Here is a 21,442-nt window from a genome sequence, read left to right as displayed (position 1 = left end):
GTCAGACCCACGCATTTATACGGAAGGTTCCACGTCATGCCGAACGACAAGAAGCTCGTCGACTACCTCAAGTGGGTCACGAACGACTTGCACCAGACCCGCCAGCGGCTGCGGGAGGCCGAGTCCGCCAAGCAGGAGCCGATAGCCATCGTCGGCATGTCCTGCCGGCTGCCGGGCGGAGTGCGGTCGCCGGAAGACCTCTGGCAGTTGTTGGACGACGGTCGCGACGGCATCTCGGCATTCCCCACGGACCGTGGCTGGAACCTCGACATTCTCGGCGGTGACGGGGGCGGCAGCAGCGCCACCGCCGAAGGCGGCTTCGTTGACGCCGCTTCGTTCGACGCGGGCTTCTTCGGCATCTCGCCCCGTGAAGCCGTGGCGATGGACCCGCAGCAGCGGCTGCTCCTTGAGACTTCCTGGGAAGCGCTGGAGCGCGCCGGCATCGACCCGGTGTCCCTGCGGGGCACCCGGACCGGCGTCTTCGTGGGCACGAGCGGCGTCGACTACATCAATGCCGTACTGAACTCCCGCGAGGACATCGAGGGCCACGGCAGCACCGGGCTCGCCGGCAGCATTCTGTCCGGGCGGCTCTCGTACAGCTTCGGGCTTGAGGGACCGGCCCTCACCGTCGACACCGCGTGTTCCTCCTCGCTCGTCTCGCTCCACCTGGCGGCCCACGCACTGCGCAGCGGCGAGTGCACGCTGGCACTGGCCGGCGGTGTGACCGTGATGTCGACGCCGATGAGCTTCGCCGGATTCACCCGGCAGGGCGGGTTGGCGTCGGACGGCCGGTGCAAGGCGTTCTCCGACGACGCCGACGGCACCGGATGGTCCGAAGGCGTCGGCATCGTCGTCGTGGAGCGCCTCTCCGACGCCCGCCGCAACGGACACGAGATCCTCGCCGTCGTGCGGGGCTCGGCCGTCAACCAGGACGGCGCCTCCAACGGCTTGACGGCCCCCAACGGCCCGTCGCAGCAGCGGGTGATCCAGCAGGCCCTGGCGAGCGCCGGTCTCTCGCCTTCGGACGTGGACGCCGTCGAGGCGCACGGCACGGGCACGACCTTGGGCGACCCGATCGAGGCGCAGGCCCTGTTGGCCACCTACGGTCAGGACCGCGACCCCGAGCGGCCGCTGTTCCTCGGCTCGGTGAAGTCCAACCTCGGCCACACACAGGCGGCCGCCGGTGCGGCGGGGCTCATCAAGATGGTCCTGGCGCTGCGGCACGGCGTCCTGCCGAGGACGCTGAACGCCGATGTGCCGTCGTCGCATGTGAACTGGGATTCCGGTGCGGTGGAGCTGCTGACGGAGTCCCGGGAGTGGCCCGTGGCCGATCGGCCGCGGCGGGCGGGTGTGTCGTCCTTCGGCATCAGCGGCACCAATGCCCACGTCATCATCGAGCAGGCGCCGCTCGCCGAGGAGCCCGGCGAGCAGGACGAGAGCGACCCGAAGACCGCCCCCGAGTCCGTTCCCCGGCTTGCGCCGGCGGTCGTGCCGTGGCTGCTGTCGGGCAAGTCCGAAGAGGCACTGGCCGCACAGCGCGAGCAGATCACCGCGCTGACCGGCCCGTCGCCGATCGACCTGGGATTCTCGCTGGCGACCACCCGGGCGCATCTGGAGCACCGTGCGGTATTGCTGTCCGAGGGCGACGAGACCGTCGAGGTGGCCCGCGGCTTCGCCGAGGACACGGCCGGAAAGACCGCGGTGCTGTTCTCGGGGCAGGGTGCGCAGCGGGTCGGGATGGGCCGGGAGTTGTACGGCCGGTTCCCGGTGTTCGCCGAGGCGCTGGACGCGGTCCTGGGGCAGTTCGACGGCGAGCTGCGCGATCTGCGTGCGGTGATGTTCGGTGACGCGGAGGGTCTGGACGAGACGGGTTTCACTCAGCCGGCGTTGTTCGCGGTCGAGGTGGCGTTGTTCCGGTTGGTGGAGTCCTGGGGCGTCCGGCCGGATTTCGTGGCGGGGCATTCGATCGGTGAGGTCGCGGCGGCGCACGTGGCGGGGGTGTTGTCGCTGGAGGATGCGTGTGTGCTGATGGCGGCGCGGGCCCGGCTGATGCAGGCGCTCCCTGCGGGCGGGGCGATGGTGGCCGTCCAGGCAGCCGAGGACGACGTGGCGGCCCGGTTGGTCGACGGGGTGTCGATTGCGGCGGTCAACGGCCCCGAGGCGGTGGTGCTCGCTGGTGAAGAGGACGCGGTGCTCCGGGTGGCCGGGGAGCTGGCGGCCGAAGGACGCAAGACGCAGCGGCTGTCGGTGAGCCATGCCTTCCACTCGGCGTTGATGGAGCCGATGCTGGAGGACTTCCGGCGAGTGGCCGAGGGGCTGGCGTTCAAGGCGCCGGAGATCCCCATGGTGTCCAACGTGACCGGGGCGCTCGCCTCCGAGGAGTTGGTGTGCTCGGCGGAGTACTGGGTGCGGCATGTGCGGGAGACGGTGCGTTTCGCGGATGGTGTGCGGGCGCTTGAGGCTGAAGGTGCTTCGGTCTTCTTGGAGTTGGGCCCGGATGGTGTGTTGACGGCGATGGCGCAGCATGGCGCGGACGAGGCTTCGGTGTTCGTCAGCGCGCTGCGCAAGGACCGTCCTGAGGAGTCGGCGTTGGTGACGGCGTTGGCGCGGCTGCATGTCGCGGGTGTGGCGGTGGACTGGGAGGCGTGGTTCGCGGGCACGGGTGCCCGGCGTGTGGACCTGCCCACCTATCCCTTCCAGCACGAGCGGTACTGGCCCCGGCCCGCCGCGCTCGCCGGGGACGTCACCGGTGCGGGTCTTCGGCCCGCGGAGCATCCGCTGCTGGGCGTGACCCTCACTCTTGCCGACTCCGGGGAGGTGGTGTTCACGGGTCGGCTGTCGTTGCAGGCGTATCCGTGGCTGGCCGACCACAAGGTGGGCGGCAGCGTTCTCTTCCCGGCGACCGGTTTCCTGGAGCTGGCGATGCGCGCCGGCGACCAGGTCGGCTGCGACCGGATCGACGAGTTCGTCCTGCTCGCGCCCCTGACACTTATGGAGGACGGCGCCGCACAGGTTCAGGTGTTGGTCGGTGCCCCGGACGAGACGGGCGTCCGGACGATCTCGGTGCACTCGCGGGCCGACGGACCCGCTGACGGATCTGCTGATCAGCCGTGGATTCAGCACGCTCACGGCACCCTGACCAGCGGTGAGCGGATCGCGGACTTCGGTTCCCAGGTCTGGCCGCCGCAGGACGCCGTGGTCGTGGATCTGGCGGGTTTCTACGACGGGACCGGTTACGGCCCGGCCTTCCAGGGCCTGCGCGGCGTGTGGCGGCGCGGGGACGAGGTCTTCGTCGAGGCCGCGCTGCCAGCCCAGGTCGCAGAGGAAGCCGGGGCGTTCGGGATCCATCCGGCGCTGCTGGACGCGGTGCTGCAGTCCCACCGGCTGGCCGGGGTCGGCAGCGAGCAGGAACTCCTTCTGCCGTTCGCCTGGCGCGGTGTGTCACTGCATGCCGGAGGAGCGGCGGTGCTGCGGGCCCGGGCGGTGAAGACCGGGGACGACTCGGTGTCGATCGCGGCAGTCGACGTCGAAGGCGCCCCCGTGCTGTCCGCCGAGGCGCTCGTCCTTCGCGGCCAACTGGCAGATGCGGCAAGCCCGTTGACGGCACGGCGTCGCGCGGAGTACGACGCGTTGCTGTCGCTGGACTGGGTGGCGGCGCCGGAGGTGCAGCCCGCCGAGGTCCGGTGTGTGTCCCTGGGCGCCGATGAGTTGGGTGTGGGCGCGTCGGTCGCGTCCCTGACGGATCTCACGGGCGCCGAGGACCTCGTGGTGGTCCCCGTGTCCGGTGGCACGGGCGACGACGTGCCAGCCTCGGCGCACGAACTCACCTCCCGGGTCCTGGACCTCCTCCAAGGGTGGGCGGGGCAGGAGGAGCCCGCAGCCGCGCGTCTGGTGTTCGTCACCCGCGGCGCCGTCTCCGCCGTCGAGGGCGAGGCCGTACGGGATGTGGCCGCGGGCGCGGTGTGGGGTCTGGTGCGTTCGGCGCAGTCGGAGAACCCCGGGCGGTTCGTGCTCCTGGACCTCGAAGACGGGCAGGACGGGCAGGACGGGCAGGACGGGCAGGACGGAAACCTGACCGGGGTGCTTGCGGACCTGCCGCGTCTGCTGGCCACCGACGATTCCCAGTTCGTGGTCCGCGACGGTGCCGTCCGGGTGGCGCGACTGGCCTCGATCAGCAGCAGTGCGGGGCTGTTGCCGCCGGCCGACGTGCCGTGGCGGCTGGACAGTGCGGCCAAGGGCAGCCTGGACAACCTGGTTCTCGCCCCCTGCCCGGAAGCCCTGGAGCCCCTGACCGAGGGCCAGGTCCGCATTCAGGTGCAGGCTGCCGGCGTCAACTTCCGCGACGTCCTGGACGCCTTGGGCATGTACCCGGGCGAAGCCGGACCGCTGGGTGCCGAGGCGGCCGGTGTGGTCACCGAGACCGGGCCGGGAGTGCGCGCACTGCACCCGGGCGACCGCGTGACCGGCCTGGTCTTCGGAGGCTACGGCCCGGAGGCCGTCGCCGACGAGCGGCTGCTGACCCGCATCCCCGAGGGCTGGTCGGCTGCTCAGGCCGCCTCCGTACCGATGGTCTTCCTGACCGCGTACTACGCCCTGAAGGACCTCGCCGATCTCCAGCCCGGTCAGTCGATCCTGGTGCATGCCGGGGCCGGTGGTGTGGGCATGGCGGCGATCCAGTTGGCCCGGCATCTGGGTGCTGAGGTGTTCGCCACGGCGAGTGAGGGCAAGGGGGACACGCTGCGGGAGTTGGGTGTCGCGGACGACCACATCGCGTCGTCCCGTACCACCGACTTCGAGGAGCGTTTCCGGGCGGTCACCGGTGGCCGCGGTGTGGACGTGGTCCTCAACGCCCTCACGGGCGAAATCATCGACGCCTCCTTGCGGTTGACCGCCCCGGGCGGCCACTTCCTGGAGATGGGCCAGACGGACATCCGTGATGCGCGGTCCGCCGCCGGGGTGCACTACCGCGCCTTCGACCTCGCGGACGCGGGTCCGGAGCGCACCCGGGAGATGCTCACCGCGCTGCTGGAGTTGTTCGGCCAGGACGCGTTGCACACGCTGCCGGTGACCTCCTGGGATGTGCGGCGGGCGCCGGAGGCGTTCCGGTTCATGAGTCGGGCGCAGCACATCGGGAAGATCGTGCTTACTCTGCCGCGGCCCTGGGACCCGGACGGCACGGTGCTGATCACCGGTGGCACCGGTGCGCTGGGCGGCGAGCTGGCCCGACACCTGGTGACCGAGCGGGGCGTACGGCACCTGCTGCTGGTCAGCCGCAGCGGCCCGGATGCTCCGGGCGTCGCCGACCTGCGGGATGAACTGGCCGGCCACGGCGCCGAGGTGACCGTGCGGGCCGGTGACATGGCCGATCGGGGTGCCGTCGATGGGCTGGTGGCCGCCATTCCGACCGCGCACCCGCTGACCGCGGTGATCCACACCGCCGGTGTCCTGGACGACGGTGTGGTGTCCGCGTTGACGTCCGAGCGGCTGTCGGCCGTACTGCGTCCGAAGGTGGACGCGGCCTGGCATCTGCACGAGGCCACCAAGGACCTCGACCTCGCCGCGTTCGTGCTGTACTCCTCCGTCTCGGGCGTCATGGGGAGCGTCGGCCACGGCGGCTACGCCGCGGGCAACGCCTTCCTCGACACGCTGGCCCGCCACCGTACGGCGCAGGGCCTGCCCGCCCAGTCCCTCGCCTGGGGCGCCTGGGCGAAGAAGGACGGGAGCACGCGGGCGTCGGCCGCTGCGGAACCCGAGCGGATCGCGTCCCTGGACGTGCCGCCGCTGTCGGTCGAGCGGGGACTGGCGCTGTTCGACGCCGCCACCGAGACCGACGAGGCTCACCTCGTCCCCGTCGGGCCCCTGGCTCCGGGCGCCCGGAGCCGCGGCACCGTGCCTCCGGTGCTGCGGGGCCTGGTCAAGGGCGCCCGCCGTACGGCCGCGGTCTCCGCCGGCGGCACCGAAGCGGTCCTGCGACTCACCCGTCGACTGACGGAGCTGACCCCGGACGAGCGGAGCGCCTTCACGGTCGATCTCGTACGGACCGAGGCCGCCGCCGTGCTCGGGCACGCCTCGGCCAAGGCGATCGACACCCGGCGGGACTTCCACGACCTGGGCTTCGACTCGCTGACCGCCGTCGAACTGCGCAACCGGCTCGCCACGGCGACCGGCCTGCGACTGCCCGCCACCCTCGTCTTCGACTACCCCAACCCCACCGCACTCGCCGGCCACCTCATCGCTGTCCTCCTCGACGAGCACGACGAGGCCCACGCCCCCGCCGCGATCAGCGCGGCGTCCACCGACGATCCGGTCGCCATAGTCGGCATGGCCTGCCGGCTGCCCGGCGGTGTGCGATCCCCGGAGGACCTGTGGCGGCTCGTCGTCGACGGGCGCGACGGCATCTCCGCCTTCCCGACGGACCGCGGCTGGGACCTGGAGACCCTGCTCGGCGGGGGAGAGGGCGACCAGGGCCGCAGTTCCTCGTCCAGGGGCGGTTTCCTGGACGACCTCGGCGACTTCGACGCCCCCTTCTTCGGCATCTCCCCTCGCGAAGCCATGGCGATGGACCCGCAGCAGCGGCTGATGCTGGAGACCTCCTGGGAGGCCATCGAACGGGCCGGCATCGACCCGGTGTCCCTGCGGGGCACCGAGACCGGCGTCTTCGTCGGCACGAGCGGCTCCGACTACGGCAGCATCCTGATGAACTCCAGCGAGGACGTCGAGGCCCACGCCAGCACCGGGCTCGCCGGCAGCGTCCTCTCCGGGCGGCTCTCCTACACGTTCGGGCTTGAGGGCCCGGCCCTCACCGTCGACACCGCGTGCTCCTCCTCGCTCGTCTCGCTCCACCTGGCGGCCCACGCACTGCGCAGCGGCGAATGCTCGCTGGCGCTGGCCGGCGGTGTGACGCTGCTGTCGACGCCGATGAGCATCGCCGGATTCAGCCGGCAGGGTGCACTGGCGTCGGACGGCCGGTGCAAGGCGTTCTCCGACGACGCGGACGGTACGAGCTGGGCCGAAGGCGTGGGCGTACTCGTCCTGGAGCGGCTGTCCGACGCCCGCCGCAACGGACACGAGATCCTCGCCGTCGTGCGGGGCTCGGCCGTCAACCAGGACGGCGCCTCCAACGGCCTGACGGCCCCCAACGGCCCGTCCCAGCAGCACGTCATTCGCCAGGCCCTGACGAACGCCGGGCTCTCGACGGGCGATGTGGACGCCGTCGAGGCGCACGGCACCGGCACGACCCTGGGCGACCCGATCGAGGCCCAGGCGCTGCTCGCCACCTACGGTCAGGACCGGGCCGAGGGACAGCCGTTGATGCTGGGCTCGCTCAAGTCGAACATCGGCCACACCATGGCGGCGGCCGGCGTCTCCGGCGTCATCAAGATGGTCCTGTCGCTGCGGCACGGTGTGCTGCCGCGCTCCCTCTACATCGGCACGCCGTCCTCACACGTCGACTGGACGGCTGGCGACGTCAAGCTCCTCACGGAGCAGACCGACTGGCCGGACACCGGCCGCCCGCGCCGCGGCGCGGTCTCCTCCTTCGGCATGAGCGGCACCAACGCCCACGCCATCCTCGAACAGGCACCGGAGAGCGCCGAGCGGCCGGACCGGGACACCCGTCCCGTCGAGCCGCAGGCCGTCCCGTGGCTGGTGTCGGGCAGGTCGCCCCAGGCGCTGGCCGACGGGATCGGGCAGCTCCGGGACTGGGTCGGTGAGCGGCCGGAACTCGCGCCGGCCGATGTGGGCTTCTCGCTGGCCACCGGGCGGCCGCTGTTCGAGCATCGCGCGGTGCTGCTGGCCGGGGGCACCGGGGACGAGGTGGCGCGCGGTACGGCCGAGGACCGTTCGCTGGCGATGCTCTTCCCGGGCCAGGGCGGGCAGCGGGTCGGGATGGGCCGCGAACTGTACGACCGGTTCCCGGTGTTCGCCGAGACACTGGACGCGGTACTGGCCCACTTCGACGACGAGGTGCGGGAGGTGATGCTCGCCGACGCCGAGCGGCTGGACCGGACCGTGTTCACCCAGCCGGCCATGTTCGCCATCCAGGTGGCGCTGTTCCGGCTCGTCGAATCCTGGGGCATCCGCCCCGACTTCGTCGGCGGGCACTCGTTCGGAGAGATCGCCGCCGCGCACGTCGCCGGGGTCCTCTCGCTGGAGGACGGCTGCACCTTGGCGGCCGCCCGCGGGCGGCTGATGAACACCCTTGAGGGCCGGGGCGCCATCATGGTGGCGATCCAGGCGAGCGAGAAGGAGGCGACCGCGCGGCTCGTCGACGGCGTCTCGATCGCCGCGATCAACGGACCGCAGGCCGTCGTCATCGCCGGCGACGGACCCGCCACACAGCGCATCGCCGAGGCATTCGCCGCCGAGGGCCGCAAGACGCGGCAGGTGGCGGTGCAGGTCGCCGGGCACTGCCCGCTGATGGACCCGATCCTGGACGACTTCCGCAAGGTGGCCGAGGGCCTCACCTACCAGGAGCCGCGCATTCCCCTGGTCTCGACCGTGACCGGCGAACGGGCCTCGGACGACCTGATGCGCTGCGCCGACTACTGGGTCCGCAACGTCCGCGAGCCCGTCCGCTTCGCCGACGCGATACGCACCCTGGCCGCCGAGGACGTCTCGGCCTTCCTGGAGCTGGGCCTCGACGGGGTACTGACCGGGATGGTCCCGCACAACGTGCATGGCACCGGCGGCACCGTCGTCGCCGTCAGCGCCCTGCGCAAGGACCGCCCCGAGGAGACGGCCCTGCTCACCACCTTGGCGCAGCTGCACGTCGCCGGAGTCGACGCGGACTGGGCCAGGATCTTCGACGGCACCGGCGCCCGCCACGTCGACCTGCCCACCTACCCGTTCCAGCGCCAGCGGTACTGGCCGAAGCGCAGGGCACTGGCGGGCGATGTGACCTCCGCGGGTCTGCTGACCACCGAGCACCCGCTGCTCGGCGCGGCGGTGCCGCTGGCGGACGGCGACGGCATGCTGTTCACCAGCCGTCTGTCGATGGAGACCCACCCCTGGCTCAAGGACCACGTGGCGGGCGGCACGGCCGTCTTCCCGGCCTCCGGCTTCGTCGAACTGGCAGTCCGGTCCGGCGACCAGTTCGGCTGCGACCGCGTCGCCGAACTCGCCCTCGACACACCGCTGGCGCTCACCGACGGCACGGCCCTGGTGCTCCAGGTGTGGCTGGGCGCCCCCGACGACGCGGGCGACCGGCAGATCCGGTTCTTCTCACGGCCCCAGGCCACACCGGACGAACCGTGGACCCGGCACGCCACCGGCACCCTCACCACCGGCGAGCACACCGCGGACTTCGACGCGTCCGACTGGCCGCCCCGCGACGCCTCCGACGTCGACGTGGACGGCTACTACGACGGGACGGAGCTCGGCGCCGCCTTCCGCGGGCTGCAGGCGGCCTGGGTGCGTGGCGCCGACACGTTCGTCGAAGCCGCACTCCCGGACGGCCTCGCCTCCGACGCCCCGTCCTTCGGCCTGCACCCGGCGCTGCTCGAAGCGGTCCTGCACGGCACCGCGTTCAGCGGCGCGGGCGACGAGGAGCACCTCTCGTACGCCGCCTCCTGGAAGGACGTGTCGCTGCACGCCTCCGGCGCCTCGGCGGTACGGGCACGGATCACGAAGACCGGTGCGGACTCCGTCAGCGTCGTGGCGGTCGACGCCTCCGGGGAACCCGTCCTGTCGGTGCGCCACCTCACGCTGCGCGCCCTGGCGGAAGCACCCAAGCGGGCCGTCCGCAGCCGGCGGGACCGGCTCCTGCGCCTGGAGTGGATCCCGGCACCGCGTACGGAGGACGTGCCCGATCTCCGGAGCACCCTCCTGGCGCCTCTGGGAACCGCCTCACTCGCCGACATCACGGGCACCCCGGACCTGGTCATGGTTCCCGTGCCCCGCGCGCGGGACGGCTTCCCGGCGGCGGTGCACGAGCTGACGACCCAAGCCCTGCTGCTGGCGCAGGAGTGGATCGCCGACGCACGCTTCACCACCTCCCAGCTGGTGTTCCTGACGCGTGGTGCGGTGGACGGCGGTGACCTGGCCGGTTCCGCCCTCTGGGGCCTGGTGCGCTCGACGATCGCGGAACACCCCGGCCGCTTCGTCCTGGCCGACGTCGAGGAACTGGGCGAGAACGGTGACGGCGGCGACCTGGCGGTGCTCGTCGAGGCGCTGCCCGGCCTGCTGCCCTCCGGTGAGACCCAGTTCGTCGTGCGCGACAAGGCGGTGCTCATGGGGCGGCTGGCGTGGCTGCCCACCGACGCCGAGACACGGCCGTCGCAGTGGGACCCCGAGGGGACCGTACTCATCACCGGTGGTACCGGCGGCCTCGGCATCGAACTGGCCCGGTGGCTCGCCGCGAACGGTACCCGGCACCTGCTGCTGGTCAGCCGCAGCGGCCCGAAGGCTTCCGGGGCGGACGAACTCGCCGAGGAACTGCGGGAGTTGGGTGCGTTGCCCACGATCGTGGCCTGTGACACGGCCGACCCGGACGCGCTCGCCGGACTCCTGGCCGCCGTCCCGGCGGAGCACCCGCTGACCGCGGTCGTCCACCTCGCCGGTGTCCTCGACGACGGCGTGGTGACCGCGCTGACTCCGGAGCGCCTGACGCCGGTGCTGCGCCCGAAGGTGGACGCCGCCTGGCATCTGCACGAGGCCACCAAGGACCTCGGCCTGGCCGGGTTCATCATGTTCTCCTCCGTCTCCGGCGTGCTGGGCGCCCCGGGCGTGGCCAACTACGCGTCCGCGAACGCCTTCCTCGACGGCCTGGTCCGGCACCGCGCCGCCCTGGGCCTGCCGGGCCAGTCGCTGGTGTGGGGCCACTGGGACGGCGGCGGCATGGCCGAATCGCTGAACCAGGCCACCGTGGCGCGCATGCGGCTCAACGGCATGGCGCCGGTCTCCATCAAGGAGGGCATGGAACTGTTCGACAGCGCTCGCGACTACGTCGAGCCCGTCGTGATGGCGGTGGGTCTGATCCCCGGCGCCCGGGTGCCGCAGGGGGAGATTCCGCCGATGTTCCGCGGCCTGGTCCGCCACAGCAGGCGGACCGCCTCGAACGCCACGAGCACGTCCGGCACCCCGGCCACCTTCGCCCAGCAACTGTTGGAGCTGCCGGAAGGCGAGCGCGTCGGCCACCTCGTCGACCTCGTCCGCGGCGAGGCCGCCCTCATCCTCGGCTACGCGTCCCCGGCGGAGATCGAGCCCCGCCGGGACTTCTACGAACTCGGTCTCGACTCGCTGACCTCGATCGAGCTGCGCAACCGGCTCGCCACGGCCACCGGACTGCAACTGCCGGCGACGCTGGTCTTCGACACCAAGACCTCCGCCGACCTCGGCGCACGGCTGCGCAGCGAATTCGCCGCACAGCCCGGACTCGCCGGCTCCGCGTCCGCGGGGAGCCTGCTCCTGGCCGGGCCGGAACCCGACTCGCTGGAGCGGCTGTTCCTCGACGCCATGGACAACGGCAAGTTCCCGGAGGCCAGGCTCATGCTGCGGGCCCTGACCGGCCTGCGCCAGACCTTCGAGAACACGGCCGAACTGGAGGAACTGCCGCTGGCGACCACGCTCGCCGAAGGCCCCGCCGAACCGCGGATGATCTGCGTCAGCACACCCACCGCCAACGGCGGCGTCCACGAGTACGCCAGGTTCGCCGCACCCTTCCGGGGCGAACGGCACGTCTGCGCGCTGCCCCTGGTCGGCTTCGCCGCCGGGGAACGGGTACCGACCACGGTGATGACCGCGGTCAGGACCATCGCGGAGAGCGCCCTGCGCGCTAGCGACGGCAACCCGTTCATCCTGACCGGGCACTCCTCCGGCGGTACCTACGCCTACGCCGCCGCCGGTCTGCTGGAGGCCACCTGGGGCATCAGGCCCGCAGCGGTGGTGCTGTTGGACTCGGTCAGCATCCGGCACGACGATGAGGACGAGATCGACTACGACAGGCTGATGCACCACAACTTCCGGGTCGACGAGGAATCACCGGTGCGGATGACGAACTCCAGGCTGTCCGGCATGGGACGGTGGATGAACCTGCTCAGCCAACTTGAGGTGTCGCACACGACCGCCCCCGTGCTGGTCGTCCGCGCCACCCAGGAGACCGTCGCCTTGGAGGCCATCGCGGCCGCTGCGGCCGAGGACACGGAGAGCAAGGTGTTCCCGACGGCCGAGGTGCGCCTCGTGGAAGCCGATCACTTCTCTATGGTGCGCGACGACGCTCCGGAGACCGCGCGGATCGTCAAGGAATGGCTCGCCACCCTCGGCGAGGCGTAACCACGGCACACACCTGACCAGCGCACAGGAACAGATCGTCACGGCGGGCGGCCAACGGGCCGCCCGCCGCGGCGCATTCCGGCACTCAACTACGGAAACCCGCAGTCCACCGCGTGGAAGATGGCGGGGAACCGGTCGGGCGTGCGTGTCGACGTTCTGTTCCCGAAGTCCGGCATTCCACCGAACGATTGGCGTCCTGATGTCGAACGAGGAGAAGCTGCGCGAGTACCTCAAGCGCGCGATCGCAGACCTTCACGAGACTCGTCAGCAATTGGACGAGACGGAGGCGAAGCAGCGCGAGCCGATCGCGATCGTCTCGATGGCCTGCCGCTTCCCCGGCGGCGTCCGCGCGCCGGAAGAGCTCTGGGAACTGCTGCGCGACGGAGTCGACGCGATCTCCTCGTTCCCCCGCAACCGTGGCTGGGACCTGGAGGGGCTCTACCATCCCGACCCGGCCCACCAGGGCACCGCCTACGCCCGGGAGGGCGGATTCCTCCATGACGCAGGCGAGTTCGACCCAGCCTTCTTCGGGATCTCCCCGCGCGAGGCGCTCGCCATGGACCCCCAGCAGCGACTGCTCCTGGAAACCGCGTGGGAAGCCGTTGAACGCGCCGGCATCGACCCGCAATCCCTCGCCGGCAGCCGCACCGGCGTTTTCGTCGGCACCGACTACGGCGGTTACGACGCCGAGGCGGGCCGACGCGCCGACGAGGTCGGCGGACACCTGCTGACCGGCAACCACATCAGCATCGCCTCCGGCCGGATCTCCTACTTCCTCGGTCTGGAAGGCCCCGCACTGACCGTGGACACGGCCTGCTCCTCGTCGCTGGTCGCCCTGCACCTGGCGATGCACGCGCTGCGGCGCGGCGAGTGCGGCATGGCCCTGGTGGGCGGCGCGACCGTGATGTCCACGCCGCAGTTGTTCGTGGAGTTCTCCCGCCAGCGCGGCCTGGCTCCCGACGGCCGCTGCAAGCCGTTCGCGGACACCGCGGACGGCACGGGCTGGAGCGAGGGCGTCGGCCTGCTACTGGTGGAGCGGCTCAGCGACGCGGTGCGCAACGGCCACCCCGTACTCGCCGTGGTGAAGGGCTCGGCCGTCAACCAGGACGGCGCCTCGAACGGCCTGACCGCCCCCAACGGCCCCTCGCAGCAGAGCGTCATCCGCCAGGCCCTGACCGGCGCGGGCCTGACCACCGCGGACATCGACGCCGTGGAGGCGCACGGCACCGGCACCACCCTCGGCGACCCCATCGAGGCGCATGCCCTGCTGGCCACGTACGGGCAGCAGCGCTCCGCGGACCGGCCCGTGTTGATCGGCTCCTTGAAGTCGAACATCGGGCACACCCAGTCCGCCGCCGGTATCGCCGGTGTGATGAAGATGGTCCTGGCGATGCGGCACGGGCAACTGCCCAAGTCCCTGCACCTGGACGAGCCCACCGGGCACGTCGACTGGAGCGACGGCCATGCCAGGCTCCTCGCCGAGGCCGAACCCTGGCCGAGCACCGATCGGCCCCGCCGCGCCGCCATCTCCTCCTTCGGCATCAGCGGCACCAACGCCCACGTCATCCTGGAACAGGCGCCCGCCCGCGAGGCCGAAGCCGCCCCCGAGCCGGCCGCCCGGCTGGGCACGCTGCCCTGGATCCTGTCCGCCCGCACCGAAGAGGCTCTGCGCGCCCAGGCCGAACGCCTCGGCCGCCACGTACGGGAGCGTGCCGACCTCGAACCGGCCGCCGTCGCCCACGCCCTCGTGGACACCCGCGCCCTGATGGAGCACCGCGCGGTACTCGTCGCGGACGACCGGGACGCGTTCCTGGACGGCCTCGACGCCCTGGCCATGGGCCGCACCACCACCGGCCTGGTCAGCGGCGTCGCCGCCAAGACCGCCACCGCGTTCCTCTTCGCCGGGCAGGGCTCGCAGCGCTTGGGCATGGGACGCGAACTGCACGCCGCGTACCCCGCGTTCGCCGCCGCCTTCGACGCGGTGTGCGCCGAGCTCGACCCGCACCTGGACCGGCCGCTGCACGACGTCGTCTTCGCCGACGAAGGCAGCACCGACGCCGCCCTCCTCGACCAGACCGCCTACACCCAGGCCGCCCTCTTCGCGTTGGAAACCGCCCTGTTCCGGCTCGTCGAATCCTGGGGCGTGACCCCCCAGTTCGTCGTCGGCCACTCCATCGGCGAAATCACCGCCGCCCACGTCAGCGGCGTGCTGACCCTCCAGGACGCCGCACGACTGGTCGCCGCGCGGGGCACCCTGATGCAGGCACTGCCCGAAGGCGGCGCCATGGTGGCGATCCAGGCCACCGAGGAGGAGACCCGGGACAGCCTGGCGGCCCATGAGGGGCAGGTCTCCGTCGCCGCCGCCAACGGGCCCGACTCCACCGTCATTTCGGGCGACGAACAAGCCGTGACCGAGATCGCGGCCCACTGGGCGGCGCAGGGCCGCCGTACCAAACGTCTGCGGGTCAGTAACGCCTTCCACTCCCCGCACATGGACGGCATGTTGGAGGACTTCCGGCGCGTCGCCGACGGCCTGACCTTCCATGCCCCCCGCATCCCCGTGGTGTCCACGGTGACCGGCGAGCTCGCCACCGACGACGAACTGTGCTCGCCCGACTACTGGGTCCGGCAGGTCCGAGAAGCGGTCCGTTTCTGCGCCGCCGTGCGCACCCTCGAAGCCGAGGGCGTCACCACCTTCGTGGAGATCGGCCCCGATGCCGTCCTCACCCCCATGGTCCAGGACTGTCTGACCACCCCCGACGAGCCCCTCCTCGTCCCCCTCCTGCGCACCGGCCGCCCCGAAGCACCCACCCTCACCACGGGCGTCGCCACTGCCTTCGCGCACGGCGCCCACGTCGACTGGTCCGCCTGCCTGGGCGCTCGCAGCGCTCCCCACGTGGAACTGCCCACCTACGCCTTCCAGCGCCAGTGGTACTGGCTGGACCCGGCCGAACACGAGCCGGCGGAAGCGGCCGCCGCCGAGGCGGGCGAGGCCGGATTCTGGGCCGCCGTCGAACGCGAGGACCTCCAGGAGCTGTCGGCCGTCCTCGCCATCGACGGCAGCGACGCGGACTCCCTCGGCAACCTCCTGCCCACCCTCTCCTCCTGGCGCCGGCAACGCCGCATCCAGGCCGCCGCGGACCGCTTCGGCTACCGCGCCCACTGGACCCCGCGCACCGCCTCCAACGACGCCGCCGCCACGGGCCACTGGCTCGTCGTCCTGCCCGACGGCGCCAACGACGACCCGTGGACCGTCCGCCTCCTGGACGCCCTGCGTGACCAGGGTCTGCACACCGACGTACGGGAGCTGCCCGACACCGACGATCCCGGCGACGCCCTCGCCCGGCCCGACACCCCGGTCGACGGCGTGCTCTCCCTGCTGGCCCTCGATGAGCGCCCCCACCCGCAGCTGCCCTCCGTGCCGCGCGGCCTGACCGCCACCACCGCGCTGCTGCGCGCCCTGGAGGCCGCAGGCGTCCAGGCACCCTTATGGAGTGTGACGCGCCGCGCCGTCGCCGTCGACCGGCGTGACGCGCTCAACAGCCCTGTACAGGCGCAGACCTGGGGCCTGGGACGGGTAGCCGCGCTGGAGTCCCCGCAGAGCTGGGGCGGGCTCGTCGACCTCCCCGAGAACCTGGACCGGCGGACCGTCTCCGCGCTGCTGAGCACCCTCGCCGGCGACGAGGACCAGGTCGCGATCCGCCCGGCCGGGGTCTTCACCCGCCGCGTGGAACGGACCGCACCAGGCGGCGACACCGACGCCCAGTGGAGCACCCACGGCACCGTCCTGGTCACCGGCGGCACCGGCGCCCTCGGCGCACACCTCGCCCACTGGCTGGCCGACGCCGGAGCCCAACACCTCGTACTCACCAGCCGCCGCGGCCCCCAGGCCCCCGGCGCACCCGAACTCGCGGCCGCACTCACCGACCGCGGCGTCGAGGTGACCCTCGCCGCCTGCGACGTCGCCGACCGCGACGCCCTGGCGGCCGTCCTCGCGGACATCCCGCCGCACCTGCCGCTGACCGGCGTCGTCCACGCAGCGGGCGTGCTGGACGACGGCGTACTGGAAGCGCTCACCCCCGAGCGCTTCGAGACCGTACTGCGCCCCAAGGCACAGGCCGCACAGCACCTGCACGAGCTCACCCAGGACCTGGACCTGGACCACTTCGTGCTGTTCTCCTCGATCGTCGGTGTCCTGGGCAACGCCGGACAGGGCAACTACGCCGCCGCCAACGCCTACTTGGACGCCCTCGCCGAACAGCGCCACCAGCAGGGCCTCCCGGCCACCTCCGTGTCCTGGGGCCCCTGGGCGGGCGACGGTATGGCCGTCGATAGTGACGTCGCCGACCGGCTGAGCCGCGACGGACTGCTGCCCATGGCCGCGGCCCCCGCGCTCGCCGCCCTGCGCCAGGCCCTCGCCCAGGGCATGACCCACGTGACCGTGGCCGACATCGACTGGAGCGCCTACGCCCCCGCCCTGACCGCCTTCCGCCCCAGCCCCCTCATCGGCGACCTGCCCGAGGCCCGCCGCGCGGTCCGCCCCGCGGAGGGCCCGCGCCGCGAAGGCTCCCCCCTGCGCGACCGGATCGCCGCACTGCCGCCCGCCGAACAGGAACAGGCGTTCCTGGCCATGGTCAGGGAAGAGGCCGCCAAGTCCCTCGGCCACCGCACACCGGACACCATCGACGCCCAACGCGCCTTCCGCGAGCAGGGATTCGACTCGCTGATGGCGGTCGACCTGCGCAACCGGCTCTCCGCCGCGACGGCACTGCGGCTGCCCGCCACCCTGCTGTTCGACCACCCCAGCGCAGCCGCGGTCGCCGCATACCTGCGCGCCGAAGTCCTGGGCTCCACGGGGCCCGTCACGGTCGTACAGGCATCGGCCGCCGCCCTCGACGAACCGGTGGCGATCGTCGGCATGGCCTGCCGCTTCCCCGGCGGCGTGGACTCGCCCGCGGCCCTGTGGCGGCTGCTGGCCGAGGGCGGCGACGCCATCGCCCCCATGCCCACCGACCGTGGCTGGGACCTGGACCGGCTCTACCACCCCGACCCCGACCACCAGGGCACCACCTACGCCCGCGACGGCGGCTTCCTGTCCGACGTGGTCGGCTTCGACGCCGACTTCTTCGGTATCTCGCCGCGCGAGGCCCTCGCCATGGACCCGCAGCAGCGACTGCTCCTGGAAACCACCTGGGAGGTGCTCGAACAGGCGGGCATCGACCCGGAGTCCCTCCGAGGCAGCAGCACTGGGGTCTTCGCGGGCACCAACACCCAGGACTACGGCGCCGTCCTGGACACGGCACAGGACGAAGCGAGCGGGCACCGGCTTACCGGCAACGCCCTGAGCGTCGTCTCCGGCCGGGTCTCCTACACCTTCGGCTTCGAAGGACCCGCCCTCACCGTGGACACCGCGTGTTCCTCCTCGCTGGTGGCCCTGCACATGGCGGCGCAGGCGCTGCGTCAGGGCGAGTGCTCCCTGGCGGTCGCGGGCGGTGTGACCGTGATGTCCACCCCGTCGTCCTTCGTGGAGTTCGCCCGGCAGCGCGGGCTGGCCCCGGACGGCCGCTGCAAGCCGTTCGCGGCCGCCGCCGACGGCACGGGCTGGAGCGAGGGCGTAGGCCTGCTGCTGGTGGAGCGGCTCAGCGACGCCCGCCGCAACGGCCACCAGGTACTCGCCGTCGTACGCGGCTCCGCCGTCAACCAGGACGGCGCGTCCAACGGCCTGAGCGCACCCAGCGGCCCGTCCCAGCAGCGGGTGATCCGACAGGCCCTGGCCAACGCCCAGCTGGCCGCCGGCGACGTCGACGCCGTGGAGGCGCACGGCACCGGTACGACACTCGGCGACCCGATCGAGGCCCAGGCACTGCTGGCCACCTACGGCCAGGAGCGGCCGGCGGAGCAGCCGTTGCTGCTCGGCGCGGTGAAGTCCAACCTCGGGCACACCCAGGCCGCCGCCGGTGTGGCGGGCGTGATGAAGATGGTGCTGGCGATGCGGCACGGGATGCTGCCGCGCACCCTGCACGTCGACGAACCCACCGAACACGTCGACTGGACCGCGGGCGCCGTCGAACTGCTCACCGAGAACACCGACTGGCCCGAGACCGGTCGCCCGCGACGCGCGGCCGTCTCCGCCTTCGGCATCAGCGGCACCAACGCACACGTGGTCCTGGAACTGCCCCCGGCCACCGAACCCGAACCGTCCACCACCGCCCCCGACGGGACGGTACCGCTGCTGCTCTCGGCCAAGAGTGAGAACGCCCTGCGCGCCCAGGCGGCCCGACTCCGCTCCCACCTGGACCACGAGCCCGCACCCCGGCTCACCGACGTCGCCCACACGCTGATGACGCACCGCACGGCCCTCGCCCACCGCGCGGCCGTCCGTGCCCACGACCACGCCACCGCGCTGCGGGCCCTGACCGCACTGGCCGCGGGCGAGGCCGATCCCGCCCTGGACACCGGCACGGTCCACACCGGCCGGGACGCCGTCCTTTTCTCGGGCCAGGGGTCTCAACGCTCGGGGATGGGTCGGGAGTTGTACGGCCGTTATCCGGTTTTCGCGGCGGCGTTCGACGCGGTGTGCGCTTCTTTGGACGAGCACTTGGACCGTCCGCTGCGGGACGTGGTGTGGGGTGAGGACGCGGAGCTGCTGGACCAGACGGTGTATGCCCAGGCCGGGCTGTTCGCCATTGAGGTGGCGCTGTTCCGGCTGGTGGAGTCCTGGGGTGTGCGGCCGCAGTACGTGGCCGGACACTCCGTCGGCGAGATCGCCGCCGCGCACGCCGCCGGGGTTTTCACGCTGGCCGACGCCTGCGCGCTGGTGGCGGCCCGGGGCCGGTTGATGCAGCAACTGCCCGTTGGTGGGGCGATGGTGGCGATCAGGGCGGCGGAGGAGGAGGTTCTTCCGCACTTGACGGGTGGGGTGTCGATCGCGGCGGTCAATGGTCCGTCGTCGGTGGTGGTCTCCGGCGTTGAGGACGCGGTGCTGGCCGTCGCGGCGCACTTCGCAGCGGAGGGCCGCAAGACCAGCAGGCTGCGGGTTTCGCACGCCTTCCACTCGCCGCTGATGGAACCGATGCTGGCTGACTTCCGCGCCGTCGCCGAGGGCCTGTCCTACGGCGAGCCGGAATTGTCCGTCGTGTCGAACGTGACCGGCGACCTCGCCACCCCGGACCAGCTGCGCACCCCCGAATACTGGGTGACCCACGTGCGGGCCGCGGTGCGCTTCGCCGACGGCATCCGCACCCTGAGCGCGCAGGGCGTGACGCGCTTCCTGGAACTGGGCCCGGACGGCACGCTCACGGCCATGGCCCGCGAGTCGCTGCCGGACGACGACGCCACCGGCCAGAGCGCTCCCGAGGAGACCGTCCTCGTCCCCGCCCTGCGCCGGGACCGCCCCGAGGAGGAGACCCTCCTCGCGGCCCTGACACAACTGCACGTACGCGGCGCCATGATCGACTGGAGCGCGTTCCCCGCCGCCGGCCAGGACGCCCGCGCCGTCGACCTGCCGACGTACGCCTTCCAACACCAGCGGTTCTGGCCGACCCCCGACCACACCCGAACCGGGGACATCGGTGCCGTCGGTCTCGAAGCGGCCGGGCACCCACTGCTGAGCGCCGCCGTGGAACTACCCGACGGTGACGGTGTGTTGTTCACCACACGCCTGTCGCTCGCCACCCATCCGTGGCTGGCCGGGCACGTCGTCATGGGTTCGGTCCTGCTGCCGGGCACGGCATTCGTCGAACTCGCCGTCCGCGCCGCCGACCAGGCGGGCTGCGACCGCGTCGACGAACTGACCCTGGCCGCCCCGCTCGTCCTGCCCGAGCACGGAGGCGTGCACCTCCAACTACACGTGGGCTCCGCCGACGAGGCGGGCCGCCGCATTTTCAGCGCGCGCTCCAGGACGGAGGGCGACGGCGGCCGCCCGTGGGTGCAGCACGCCACCGGCGTACTCGCCGTCGACCCTCAGCCGGTCGCCGCCGACTTCGCCTCGGCGCCCTGGCCGCCCGCCGACGCCGAGCCCGTCGATCTGACTGGCTTCTATCCGCGCTTCGCCGACTGCGGATTCGACTACGGCCCGCACTTCCAGGGCCTGCGCACCGCGTGGCGCCGTGGCGACGAGGTCTTCGCCGAGGTCGCCCTGCCTGCTGTGGCCGAAGGCGAAGCGCCTGGCTACGGCCTGCACCCGGCACTGCTCGACGCGGCCCTGCACGTCGTCACCCTCAACGGAGTCGACCAGCAGGTCGTGCCCTTCGCCTGGGAGGACGTCTCGCTGCACGCCTCCGGCGCCGCGGCCGTACGGGTCCGGGTCACCCGGCACAGCAGCGACACGGTGTCCGTGGACGTCACCGACACCGAGGGCGGCCCCGTCGCCACCATCGGGGCACTCGTCCTGCGGTCGGTCTCCGCCGACCAGTGGGAAAGCGGCACGAACTCGCTCGGCCACGATGCGCTGTTCCGCGTCCAGTGGAACCCCGTACACCCGCCCCAGGCCAGGACGGCGGAGACCGTCGCAGCGATCGGTTTCCCCGTGGGCTCGACGGCCGCCTGGTGCGCGGCCCCCGTCGAGCACTACGCGGATCTGGCCTCCCTGGCCGCATCCGGCCGTGCGTACGGCACGGTGCTGGCGGCGGTGACGGCCGATTCCGCCGGAGTGGTGGAGTCGGTGCATGCTGCGGTGGCGGGGGCGCTGGAGGTGATCCAGTCGTGGTTGGCGGAGGGCCGGTTCGCCAGCTCGCGTTTGGTGTTCGTGACGCGGGGTGCGGTGTCGGGTGTGGATCTTGCGGGTGCGGCGGTGTGGGGTCTGGTGCGGTCGGCGCAGTCGGAGCATCCGGGCCGTTTCGGTCTGGTGGATGTGGAGGATGATGCCTCAGCGGCGGTGTTCCGGCGGGCGTTGGCGTCGGATGAGCCCCAGTTGCTGGTGCGCGGTGCCGAGCTGCTGGTACCGCGGCTGGCTCGCGCCCGGGCGCAGCAGACCCTCGCCTGGGATCCGTCCGGTACGGTCCTGATCACGGGCGGTACGGGCGGTCTGGGGCGGATCGTTGCTCGGCATTTGGTGGTGGTGCATGGGGTGCGGAGTTTGTTGTTGGTGAGTCGGCGTGGTCCGGCTGCGGAGGGTGTCGGGGAGTTTGTTGCCGAACTCGCGCAGCTTGGCGCGGAGGCTGTTGTCGAGGCG

Annotated in this window: 2 protein-coding genes; both read left to right on the top strand. The window is 72.3% G+C overall.

Features of this window, described 5'->3' with window-relative positions; translation table 11 throughout:
* Positions 1–36 precede the first annotated feature (36 nt).
* The gene (locus tag ACWC2B_RS31205) at positions 37–12,270 is read left to right on the top strand and encodes an SDR family NAD(P)-dependent oxidoreductase (protein ID WP_450722480.1); all 12,234 of its coding nucleotides are present in this window, start codon (positions 37–39) and stop codon (positions 12,268–12,270) included.
* A gap of 196 nt (positions 12,271–12,466) precedes the next feature.
* On the top strand, positions 12,467–21,442 hold an 8,976-nt coding region (locus tag ACWC2B_RS31200), incomplete at its 3' end, for a type I polyketide synthase (protein ID WP_450722507.1).

The organism is Streptomyces sp. NPDC001415, assembly GCF_053597395.1.
The sequence above is the reverse complement of the archived record's forward strand: the minus strand, read 5'-3'. Positions and strand labels throughout refer to the sequence as shown.

Bases quoted from the DNA above. Each gene is read 5' to 3' on its own strand.
- ACWC2B_RS31205 (WP_450722480.1), top strand. From the start codon at position 37: ATGCCGAACGACAAGAAGCTCGTCGACTACCTCAAGTGGGTCACGAAC.